Below are 11789 nucleotides of genomic sequence, written 5' to 3' on the forward strand. Positions count from 1 at the left end.
TCCCAGTTACAAGCGCCTTATGGACGGGCGGCGAGTTTTATTCCAGTTAGTGCGGATACTCTGTACGACAAACCGAGTGATGACTCCATGGAACCGGGTTATTATTATGAAGGCTTAGTCCCCCAAACCGTTCTCATTGACCAAGAGGGTGAGGTTAGGTTGAATGAAACGGGACAAGTCAGCTATGAAAAAGTCGATGATGTCTTTCGGGAGGTTTTTGACTTACTCCCCCGTTCTGAATCACCAGAGTTAAAACGGCGACCGATTAACGAGATTAATACGGAATTAAGTCAAGATTAACAAGATCAGGGAGTTTGGGGAAGAACATCCATAATAGTAATATTAAAGTAACTCCAATTTCCCCAGCTCCCAGACGCGCCATGGCACGTCTCTACATCGCCATAGACATTGATTCTTTTTTAATAAATTCACCAATGCTTTAACAAATATGTGAAAAATCTCAAGAAGCCTCAAATCTTTACTATTCCCTGTTCCTTCCTAATCTCAACCGTTAACTTTAATTGGGTTCGACTACTTAGTATTAGCGAAAATTAACAGAAAATATAATTGAGGTTCACGAATGGGTGGGGCTGTGTCAAAATTCTAGCAGTGAGTCTCTCATTCAGAGTGCTATGCCATGAACAAGGTTTCCCCAGATTGGGTGCAAGAGTCACCGTCTCATTCCCCCAATGCGGTCAACGATGTTGCGGGTATTCTTCAACACTTGAGCCAAGGGTCAATGACCAAAGAATTGGCATTGGAGTTGAGTCACTCATTGGAACTGTGCCAGTTTCAGTTTGGAGAAAAGCTATTTGCGTATCATCCCCCCCAACAGGAACATGGGGCTGAAACTACACCTGATGATGGGTATTTTTACATCGTCTGTCAGGGACGGGTAAGACTGCTGGGCTTTGATCCTCAAAAACAGCGAGACGTTTCCGCCGTTGTTTTAACAGAAGGGAAAACCTTTGGTACAGACGCTCAATTTTATCACCACTCGTCACCCTATTGTGCGATCGCAGCCAGTCCGGGATTCCTGGCTCGGATTCGGGTAACCCAACTCCAGCCTTGGTTCCAGCAAATTCCCCAGTTAAAAGCCCACTGCGAACAACAGGCTCAACAGCGACAAAGCTTAATTTTCCTGAAGACGCTAACCGAACTGCGATCGCTCAATAGCCATACCCTAAAGCAACTCCTACCCTACCTCGTTACCACCAAGATTCCCCCTGGCGAAACTCTCACCCAATTACAGGCGAATCGCTGCTGGCTGCGTCAGGGTGAAATCGCCACAACTGCGGCAGAATCACCCCCACCTCCAACAATTGGCGAAAGCTGGGGATATCCGCAGCCCATTCCCGCCCATTGGATTGCTCAAACCGACGTATGGATATATAAACTCTCTAGGGAACATATTCCAGCCGCTCAAGCCATCGCCCCGATTTTATCGGGAACCGCCCCAGAGGGTTTACCGGAAACAGCGCATCATCCCACCGTTGCCGATAAACCCTTAATTCCCCTAGCCGTTCGGATGTCTACGCTGACTTATCAAACTCAGGTAGAACCGACACCTGAAACGGAAGCCGAACCCGTTGTCTTTCCCCAACCGACAACATGGAATCCTTGGGGGCGCGGGTTTTGGCAACGCTATCCCCTGGTATTACAACAGAGTTCCGCCGATTGTGGTGCAGCGTGCTTGTCCATGATTGGGCGATACTGGGGTAAACAGTTTAGTATCAATACCCTGCGAGAGCTAGCTGGGGTGGGGCGTGCGGGGGCTTCGCTGAAGGGATTGTCGCAAGCGTCAGAACGTTTAGGATTTCGAGCCGCTCCAGTACGAGCATCTTTGAATCGCTTAAGGGATCAGAATAACCCTTGGATTGCCCACTGGCAGGGTAATCATTATATAGTCGTCTATCAATACAAAGGCGATCGCATCCTGATTGCTGATCCTGCGGTGGGTAAGCGGTTGATCCCCCGTGCCGAGTTTATCAATAACTGGACAGGATACGCCCTGCTCTTAGATCCGACACCTGAACTCGCCGCCACACCCAACGAAAAGAACTCCCTTGGGCGCTTCTTAAAAGTCCTGTGGCCCCATCGGATCTTAATTGGGCAAATTCTGCTGGCGTCGTTACTCCTGCAACTATTCAGTCTAATTACGCCCCTATTTACCCAAATTATTCTAGACCGGGTGGTGGTCAACCGCAGTTTTACGACGCTGAATGTCTTCGCCCTGGGACTCGTCTTATTTAACCTGTGGCGGATTGGCTTAAGTGCCACCCGACAATATTTCTTAGACTATTTTGCCAATCGCTTAGATCTAACCTTTATTAGTGGCTTTATTAACCATGCTCTGAGTTTACCCCTAAAATTCTTTGAATCGCGCCAAGTTGGGGATATTATCACCCGGGTTCAGGAAGCCCAGAAAATTCAGGCATTTCTCACCCGACGAGCGGTGATTACCTGGCTGGATACCCTGATGGTATTTGTCTATTTAGGGTTGATGGTGTACTACAACTGGAAGCTGACGCTACTGGTACTGACAATGATTCCGCCGATCGCGATTTTAACCGTTGTCGCCAGTCCATTACTACGTCAGCGATCGCGGGAAATCTTCCAAGAGGATGCGGGACAAAATTCCCAGATTGTGGAAATGATATCGGGAATCGGCACGGTTAAAGCCTCCGCAGCGGAACGAGAACTACGCTGGCGCTGGGAAGATCGGCTGACGAAGATGTTAAATGTACGATTCAAAGCCCAGATTCTCGGTAATTTCCTTCAATCCACCAGTGGCTTAATTAATAGCTTAGGTAGCACCGCCTTACTCTGGTATGGTGCCACCTTGGTGATGCAGGAACAGCTCACCATTGGTCAATTTGTGGCATTTAATATGCTCATCGGCAATGTAATTAGTCCGATTTTAGCCCTGGTGAGTCTGTGGGATGAATTTCAAGAAGTTCTCGTATCCGTGGAACGACTCAATGATGTCTTTTTTGCCCAACCCGAGGAACATCCCCAAAAACCGCTAATGGGTTTACCCCAGTTAAAAGGAGAGGTGCTCTTTGAGAGCGTTTTCTTCCGCTATGGTGAAGAGGAAGAAAACTACACCCTGGAAAATATTTCGTTTCAGGTGTCTCCCGGACAAACCGTGGCGATTGTCGGGCGGAGTGGTTCCGGCAAGAGTACGTTAATCAAACTGCTACAAGGACTCTATCACCCGAATCGCGGCAAAATTTGTGTCGATGGGCATGATATTCGCCATGTTTCGCCCTCGTCTTTGCGATCGCAGCTTGGTGTCGTACCCCAAGAGTGTTTCTTATTTTCCGGCACCATCCTCGAAAATATCACTCTCTATCGTCCCGAGTTTACCCTGGAGCAAGTCATCGAAGTTGCCAAACTAGCAGAAGCCCATGGATTTATCCAATCCTTACCCTTGGGATACAACACCCCAGTTGGGGAGCGGGGTTCAACCCTATCCGGAGGACAAAAGCAAAGAATTGCGATCGCACGCGCTCTATTAAATGATCCCCGTATTATCATACTTGACGAAGCAACCAGCTCCCTCGATACCGAGTCCGAGCGGCGGTTTCAACAAAATCTAGCTCGGATTAGTCGCAACCGCACGACGTTAGTCATTGCCCACCGTCTTTCAACGGTTCGCCATGCTGACTGTATCCTAGTGTTAGACCGAGGCATTTTAGTTGAACAGGGTACCCACGAGCAACTGATTGCTAGTCAAGGTCTTTATTATCACCTGGCACAGCAGCAGCTCGATCTGTGACCAATTTTTAATGATTGGCGATGTGTTCAACAATTTGTAGAGACGCGCCATGGCGCGTCTCTACAATGGCGGTTCCTATATAAAGGTTTGTAAAAAAAATCAAACTTTTGCGTAAAATTCTCTATTACGTTCAGAGTAATCAGTAAAGTGCTCTTAACCTGCTTTTGTCTGAACTCCAGCAATTGACAGGGATTGTTACTGAATACGTGACGATATGATGTTCTCCAGGTCAAGTAATGAGAATCAACATCCATGATATCAGGGTGTCTAATCCAGAGTGTTCAACACAGCCAAGTCATTTCAGCGCTGCTCCTCCCTTAAAGGATAGGTTGTTGACGCCTGATGCGACTCAACTGAAAAAAGTATACGGTGGTGTAGCAGTGAGAACGCCAGAGAGTGTTCCCCTTGCTGCATCCTCACACCCATCCGAAACTGGGGAGGGTTCCTCAACCTTGGCGACGTCTGCTACAGAGGTATCTAATAATAATGGCAATTGGTCTACTTCTTTACAAACCTTATTGGATCAGCCGCCTGCCACATTACCCAGCAAACTGGTTTTAGGTGGGTTTGTTTTTTGCCTAGCATTTACCGCGTGGGCAAACTTTGGCACTATTGATGAAGTGGGTCATGCCCAAGGGCGGTTAGTTCCCCAAGGTGATGTCTATAAAATCCATCCCGTTGTCTCCGGTAAAGTGGACAACATCGCGGTTAAAGAAGGCGAGGTGGTGAAAGCGGGTCAGGTTTTGGTGGAGTTAGATCACGAAATTGCCGCCAATGAGGTTAAACGCTTGCAGCAGGAGTTAGCCGCCCATAAAACCGAATGGTTACAGACAAAGGGCTTAATTGAGCAAACCCGCCAAGAAGCTGAAACTCACGGGGCTATTTTAGCCGCACAGATTAAAGCCCAAGAAGCGGCAATCGCCCAAGGGAAGGCACAAGCTGAGGCGCAGGAAGTGTTGTTGGTGGAAAATCAAGGGACAATCAACACCCAAAAACAGCTACTCCAGGAACTCCAAACCGATGTGGCGGCGCATCAAGCGCGATTGGCACAATTGCAACCCTTGCTCGAAGACGGCGCTATTTCCAGGGAAATCGTCTTTCAACGAGAACAGGCGTTACGCGATCGCCAACACCAAATTACCCAAAGTAAAGGAGAACTTCTGCAAAGCCGATCACAATCCCAGCGACTCCAAGCCGAACAACGGCAAGCGCAAGCTGAATTAGAGCGACTGCAAGCGGAATTGGCGCAAAAGAAAGCCGAGGGAAACCGGGCGTTACTCGAGTCACAACAAAAAATTCAGCAACTGCAAGTCCAAGTGACTCAGTTCCAAGCCAAAATTAACGAGACGCAAAATCGCCTGACTACAGCTAAGGCACAGTTACAACAATTGTCTCTGAAGTCTCCTGTTAATGGCAGCATCTCATCCCTGAATCTACCCCATTCGGGCGAAGTCGTGCAACCGGGACAAACCATTGCCGAAGTCGCTCCCCAGGATACACCGCTGGTACTCTCGGCAATCTTACCCGATCGAGAGGCGGGTTTTGTCAAGACTGGAATGCCTGTACAAGTTAAATTGGATGCCTTTCCCTATCAGGATTACGGCATAATTTCCGGCGAAGTTACCTCAATTTCCCCCGATAGTAAACCCGATGAACGCCTGGGTGCGGTTTATCAGGTGGAAATCGCCCTGGAGCAGAACTCGATTCGTGATAATCAGACCACGATTCCCTTAAAAGCGGGTCAAACAGCGAGTGCAGATATCGTCTTGCGTCGCCGTCGGATTGTAGACATCCTATTTGATCCGATTAAACAACTGCAAAAAGGTGGCATGCAATTATAAAGCTTGCTTAAAGCATTCAGACTACCCAACGATATATAGATAAAAAGAGGATTAATTATGGTTTACAACGCCTATGATGGCAATACCGGAGTCACTACAACCCTTGACACGGAGCAACTGAGTGAAATTACCGAAGCCATACTCGATGGGAAGTATTCCTGGGCGTGTTTTTTGCTCTTGCGCGATGTTGGCTACGAACCGTCAGAATATATAGCCTATCGAACCTATTACCGTCTGCTCAAAGAACATCGTGAATCCCTGCAAGACAACGAACCCGAAGCCAGTACCGTTTATCAGCGCGATCGCCAATTCCATCATGCTCCTGCTTATGACTCAAGATCAAAGCAGCATTTAACCAAAATCAAGGATCTTGCCTATTTAGAGCGAGTGCGCGAGCAGCCTCTGCAGGTAAGAGGTGGTGAAGCGAACCAGGGATTCTCATCCTTGTCACCTCGCGTTACAGATTTTTTATCGAAGATTTCCCGTGTTTTCCGGTGATATTCTGGCGTATTAGCCTAAATTGGATGGATTAGCATCGTAGGGGCGCACGGCGTGCGCCCTTTTCTGTTTGTAGTCAGCGCTTCAGCGCTCTTTTGTGCGACGTGCGCCCTTTTCTGTTTGTAGTCGGCGCTTCAGCGCTCTTTACAAGAGGACTAAAGTCCTCACTACCAACTTCATCATTCCTTCACAAAACACGATTCCTTCTTCATCAAAGCTTTATGTAACCGTGCCATTTTGGCAAGACGGTCAAGAGGTACAAGTATTAAATTAGTCTTACAACCAAAGAAAAGAAATAAAAATTTGGTTGTAGATCCACAAAAAAATTGCAACTTGGAGTAAAGAAGACGATGATTATTTCTAACTTAGAACATCTGGAAATCCTTCGCGAAGATAACAATATTGAAGGCGGATCGGCAAGTGCTTCTGCTAGTGGTTACGCATCAGCTGATGCTGATGGTCGGTCTTACTCCCGCACCAACGCCTACCTTTCCATTCGCACGGATACCGATACGGGCTACGGCTATTACTACCCGTATTATTACCGCTACAACAACTCCTCCTATTCCCGTGTTTCCGGTAGCGCTAGCTCATATTCCAGCTAACGCCGGAAAGGTTTGAAGTTTGAAGTTCTGCACTATTAATTAGCAACACTCAAGGAGTAAAGTCATGATTATTTCCAACTTAGAACATCTGGAAATCGTTCGCGAAGATAACAGTATTGAAGGCGGCTCTGCTTATGCCGATGCACGGGGTTATGTATATGCCGATGCTGATGGTCGGTCTTACTCCCGCACCTATGCCTACCTGAATCTATACACCGATACTGACAGTCGCTATTATTACCGCGACTCCTCCTATTCCAGTGTTTCCGGTAACGCTAGCTCGTATTCCTACTAACACCGGAAAATGCTTGAGGTTTGACTATCCCCAAAAAAGGCAATCATCTTCTGATCAATAAGAGGAATACCTTTGTCAAAGGTTAGTCACGAGACGTTGATTAGGGCTAAGTACACGAAGCTCTCGGTTAGAGACTAGTGATTCTGCCACGAGCAAATAGTAAGCAATATCAGATAAAAATGGCTTGCTCAATCGGGTACTCAGCCCTTAAACAATCAGAGTTTGCTTTTGAACTTATTAACGATTTATTCACCACAAGGAGTAATGTCATGATTATTTCTGACTTAGAGCATTTGCAAGTCGTTTCTGAATCTAGAGACGTTGAAGGTGGTAATTTTGCCAGTGCTAGAGCTTTTGCTGATTCTTTAGCCCGTGGTTCTTTCGACTACTACTACTACTACTATGGGGAAGGTGCTTCCGCCTCGACATTGACCGAAACCAACACCTTCACAGATTACAGCACCGCCGCCGCTTCTTCTGCTTCCAACTCATCAGCATCAACCTATTCTGGCTACTATTACTAAGCTGGTCAAAACTTGCTTGTGAGTGTATCCCCTATTTCTTGTAAACACAAAAGGATTGATACAATGATTATTTCTGACTTAGAACATTTGCAAATCGTTTCTGAATCTAGAGACGTTGAAGGTGGAAATAGAGCCAGTGCTACAGCTTTTGCTGATTCTTTAGCCCGTGGTTCTTTCGACTACTACTACTACTACTATGGGGAAGGTGCTTCCGCCTCCACATTTACCGAAACCAACACCTTCACAGATTACAGCACCGCCGCCGCTTCTTCTGCTTCCAACTCATCGGCATCAACCTACTCTGGCTACTATTACTAAGTGGTGTCACCAAGGAAGTTTAAACTAGTCTCTTGTTAAAGGTTAGTCGCGATAAATGAATAAGGGCTAAGTCTACTAAGCTCTGAATTAGAGAGCTGTAATCTGGATATCAACTAAACATCGTTCCTTACTATTTGATAGAGCCAACAAATTCTATCACTTAGCTCTTATTCAATCAAAATTTCATGGGACTCTTTCCCACGAGTTGTAAACATAGTTCTTTCCCGGAAAACTATCATGATTATCTCAGATTTAGAACACTTAGAAAGTGTCGAGCTGGAAACCCCAGTTGTTGGGGGGTGGTTTACCCAAGCTTGGGGCGATGCTTTTGCCTGGTCCACTGGTGAAGACAGTGTGGCATTTACCGAACTTGGAGTATTTACATTGTCAATCTCTTTCTCGGGTTCTTTATAAACGTAAACGGAATGAGTGAGACTAAGTTACTGTTAGGGATTTTATCCCTTGACTTGATAACCGAAGGAATAAAAAAATGACCCAATTAATTATTAAAGATCTCAACTTCTGTGACGATTTATCAGCCGAGGAACATAAAGTACAAGGTGGGCTTTATGTTCCTAGAGTTTCATCATCTCTTGATGTTGGTGTCGATGTGGCGACTCAGGTTGGTGTCGGCGTTAACATTTCTGTTAGAGGACTTAACTTTTCCTATAGTGGAGGATACACAGCCGCAAACGGTTACGGTTTCGCTGTCGCTCGTTCCTTCTCCCTAGGAGGTTATACGGATGCTTATGCTTATGCCCAAACGGGTGCTTACTAAAGTTGCCATATACCTCTAGCCGTTTATCCTTGTCTATCATACAGATAAGCAGACGACACCACAGTACACCTCAAAAACTGCTATCTATTCAGTCAATCAGCTATTGATTCGAGGACATGGTAATTTCTCGCCTCTAATCAGTAGCTGCTTCGGTATTTTTGTTTCCTCGAATGGTATCTCTAGTTGCAAAGGAGTTGTGATGATGCAAATTTATCACTACACTTTATGTTTTAGCTTAGCTGGAAGTGTGGCACTTCTGATGACTTCCTTATGTCAAGCTAAACCTATGCCTCCAAACGTTCCTCAAATCCCTGGGAATTTACCCCAAAACTTTTTTATTCCGGGTAATCCCACGTTTCAACCACCGCCGATGACAAGTGGTAGTTCGAGCAGTAGTTCTAGCCACTCTAGCTCATCGTCATCTGCCAATGGTTCCGGTAGCCATAGTAGCAGTAGTGCTTCGGCTCACTCGTCTACGGGAACACCAAGTACAAGCAGCGCCACCGCAAGTTCCCCCACAGCGACATCCAGCAGCAGTAGCGCCACCGCAACCGCATCCACCACAACTCCCAATACCACTAGTGCGACAGCCACAGCGCCAGCCACACCACCTGTAACCAATCCGGTTGTCACTCCCTCCGCTACCCCAGTCATAACTCCACCAACAGTGACAACTCCGGTGATTACCTCACCACCACCTACAGTGATCACTCCCCCAACGGTGACAACTCCAGTTACTGCTTCCACTGTACCGACGGCACCTTCTGTGAGGCAAATCATCTCTCCAGTGTTGATACCCACGAGAACATTGCCATCCGTTGCCACATTTATTGGGGCTTTTTCTGCACCATCACCTGGAGAAAATAGCAGCACTAGCCAAAGTCACAGTAGTAGTCGTTCTCAAGAGAGTGATAGTAACGAATCGGTTACGTATCGATTCGTCGGAGTACCCAGTCGAGTTTTCCCAGGTTTAGGTTTGCGCTGGGTTCCGGTTAATTCTAGTCTCGACTAAACCTAAGAGTTTGTCGTTGGTGATGCTCCCGGATTATGGCACTAAAGTGCCAACTACGAACGAACGAAGATTCTGAACGTCCAGTTTGAGATATCGATGCACGATAGTTCGACAATTCCTGTCAATTTAGATGAAATCCTTAGTCTCTTAAAACGAAACCGACAACTGAAGGAGATAGTCTATAAAGTTTTATCCCAAAACGTGATTAATCAAACGGCTCAAGAACGGGGTATAGCCGTCACGGCTCAAGAAGTTCAAGCAGAAGCCGATCGCCAACGTCGGGAAATGCGTCTGGAGAAGGCGTCAGATACCTTGGCTTGGCTGACTGAGCAGATGATCTCCCCGGATGATTGGGAAGCGGGAATTTGCGATCGCCTGCTGACGGAGAAACTTGCTGAATCTCTCTTTGCCAAGGAGGTGGAGAAGTTTTTTGCCCAGAATAAGATTCAGTTTGATCAAGTTTTACTCTATCAAATTATTCTTCCCACTGAGTCAGTCGCCCAAGAACTCTTCTATGAAATTGAAGAAGGAGAAATTAGCTTTTATCAAGCTGCCCATCTCTATGATAGTGATGAGAAACGGCGACAGCAGTGTGGTTGTGAAGGCACTCTTTACCGTTGGCAATTAAAACCCGAGATAGCCGCCGCCGTTTTTAATACGTCCCCCAAAGAAGTGATTAGTCCCATCCAAACTCCTTTGGGTTATCATATTCTCATGGTCGAAGCCTTTATCCCTGCCGAATTAACCCCTCAACGGTATCAAGAAATCCGCGATCGCCTGTTTCAAGAGTGGCTCACCAGTGAAATTAATTATCGGCTGCATAACCAAACCTAAAGAAAACATTATCATTTCTTACCTCACCCAGATATTACTCAACCCGCCCTTTCAGTTTAAATCGATATCCTAGGCACAGCAGAGCTAATACAAGTAACCCCAGTAGACTAGAGGATTCAGGCACAGCTTGAACTTGGGCTTGATTCGTTTTGGCTTCGACTAGAATTAACTTAGTTAAGCTATCAAATGTCTTTGAATATGACCCATTGATTACAGCTTTAGCCAGTTCCTCTTGTCCAACAAAGTCAGTCTCCAAAGACGTCTCACTGGGATTTAATGTAAAACTATTAGTTTTCTGATAATCTAAAGTATCAGACTCTCCTAGAGTATCCAAAATTCCAGATAGCAGGAATGAATCTAACAGCACCCAATTCGCTGGATTAGTACTGTCGTACAATTCCCAAGAAACCATTCCCTCAGCCATGGCGTATTCTCCAGGCAGATTATCCATTGACGTTTCTAGGTCTAAAAACCCCATAAAATCGAAGTCAAATGTATCCCCGGCATTGACGATAAAATCATAACCAATAATGGCAGCAAAACTTTCTGCCAAGCCAACGTAGCGTCTGCCATCACCTTCAGTTTGACTCCAGGAGTAATTATTGGCTTCTGTTGTACCGAACGGATTAGCTGTAAAATAGGCTTCGGCTTTGGCATCTGCTGTCACCTCTCCATTGGTGGCGATCGTATTTGTGCGAGTATCTGTGAGCGTCAAAATGTCGGTCGGGGTGTGGCTAAAATTGTCAAGATTGACTCTCGCCTCAGAAGAGGCTAAAGTAGCGGCGATAGCGGGCGAAGTAGTAATAGCTAAACCTGTTACTAAAGGTGTAACGAATGCCAATAAACCTTGAGCTAGTAGATGCTTCTGTAGCATAGATGCCTCTCTGAGTGGTAATGAATTAACAAATTCTTTTAGTTCTGCCTATTGATTAGTTTTATTTTAAAATAAAACTAATCAATAAACCATAAAGATACTGTAAAAAATATGACATTTATTTTAAAGGTTTTGTAAACCTTTCATCCCAGCTTTATCCAGTTGAGCGATCGCTACCGTATGCCAATTTTACCTGTCGTGTGTCTGGGTAGTGAATAGAGATAGAGGTTAAGTCAGGTTCGACTGTGCGATCGCGTTTCCGCAGTTGTTTGCGTAATGTTACCTTTTCCCTATTCCCTGATTTTTGTTGACTTTATTGTGCTGGTATGATATAAGGGCGGTTCAGTTGGCGCGATCGCTTGAACTCCTCAGCCAATCAGGGATAATCAGAAACAGGGGATTTCATCTCAACTAACTTTGTAAGTGTAA

12 protein-coding genes and 1 pseudogene are annotated in these 11789 nt (G+C 46.0%); 12 read left to right on the forward strand and 1 reads right to left on the reverse strand.

What is annotated here, in order from left to right; translation table 11 throughout:
* The 12 genes and pseudogenes from RIG27_RS28525 to RIG27_RS28580 form a co-directional block, all read left to right on the forward strand.
* A pseudogene (locus RIG27_RS28525) lies at positions 1-300 on the forward strand (thylakoid membrane photosystem I accumulation factor); the annotation flags it as partial.
* A 337-nt stretch (positions 301-637) separates the two neighbouring features.
* Positions 638-3781, forward strand: a complete 3144-nt coding sequence (locus RIG27_RS28530) for a peptidase domain-containing ABC transporter (RefSeq protein WP_446350507.1) — start codon at positions 638-640, stop codon at positions 3779-3781.
* A gap of 236 nt (positions 3782-4017) precedes the next feature.
* Entirely contained in the window at positions 4018-5622 is a 1605-nt protein-coding gene (locus RIG27_RS28535; protein WP_446350508.1) for an HlyD family efflux transporter periplasmic adaptor subunit, read from the forward strand.
* A gap of 57 nt (positions 5623-5679) precedes the next feature.
* The gene (locus RIG27_RS28540) at positions 5680-6120 is read left to right on the forward strand and encodes a HetP family heterocyst commitment protein (protein WP_446350509.1); all 441 of its coding nucleotides are present in this window, start codon (positions 5680-5682) and stop codon (positions 6118-6120) included.
* 350 nt (positions 6121-6470) lie between these two features.
* Positions 6471-6725 (forward strand): hypothetical protein, encoded by a 255-nt coding sequence (locus RIG27_RS28545; RefSeq protein WP_446350510.1) that lies wholly within the window; start codon positions 6471-6473, stop codon positions 6723-6725.
* 64 nt (positions 6726-6789) lie between these two features.
* Positions 6790-7020, forward strand: a complete 231-nt coding sequence (locus RIG27_RS28550) for a hypothetical protein (RefSeq protein ID WP_446350511.1) — start codon at positions 6790-6792, stop codon at positions 7018-7020.
* Between the two features lie 269 nt (positions 7021-7289).
* On the forward strand, positions 7290-7544 hold the full coding sequence (locus RIG27_RS28555; RefSeq protein WP_446350512.1) for a hypothetical protein: 255 nt from the start codon (positions 7290-7292) through the stop codon (positions 7542-7544).
* Between the two features lie 63 nt (positions 7545-7607).
* Positions 7608-7862: a hypothetical protein gene (locus RIG27_RS28560; RefSeq protein WP_446350513.1), complete on the forward strand. Its 255-nt coding sequence runs from the start codon at positions 7608-7610 to the stop codon at positions 7860-7862.
* A 237-nt stretch (positions 7863-8099) separates the two neighbouring features.
* Positions 8100-8276: a hypothetical protein gene (locus RIG27_RS28565; protein WP_446350514.1), complete on the forward strand. Its 177-nt coding sequence runs from the start codon at positions 8100-8102 to the stop codon at positions 8274-8276.
* A 76-nt stretch (positions 8277-8352) separates the two neighbouring features.
* Complete coding sequence (locus RIG27_RS28570) at positions 8353-8640, forward strand: hypothetical protein (protein ID WP_446350515.1); 288 nt, start codon at positions 8353-8355, stop codon at positions 8638-8640.
* A gap of 199 nt (positions 8641-8839) precedes the next feature.
* Entirely contained in the window at positions 8840-9652 is an 813-nt protein-coding gene (locus RIG27_RS28575; protein WP_446350516.1) for a hypothetical protein, read from the forward strand.
* A gap of 96 nt (positions 9653-9748) precedes the next feature.
* Positions 9749-10486, forward strand: coding sequence for a foldase protein PrsA (locus tag RIG27_RS28580; RefSeq protein WP_446350517.1), 738 nt, complete (start codon positions 9749-9751; stop codon positions 10484-10486).
* 34 nt (positions 10487-10520) lie between these two features.
* Here the strand turns inward: RIG27_RS28580 and RIG27_RS28585 are convergent, their stop codons facing one another.
* Complete coding sequence (locus RIG27_RS28585; RefSeq protein ID WP_446350518.1) at positions 10521-11360, reverse strand: PEP-CTERM sorting domain-containing protein; 840 nt, start codon at positions 11358-11360, stop codon at positions 10521-10523.
* Positions 11361-11789: the final 429 nt, after the last annotated feature.

This window comes from Coleofasciculus sp. F4-SAH-05 (assembly GCF_040222985.1).
GTDB classification, from domain to species: domain Bacteria; phylum Cyanobacteriota; class Cyanobacteriia; order Cyanobacteriales; family Coleofasciculaceae; genus Coleofasciculus; species Coleofasciculus chthonoplastes.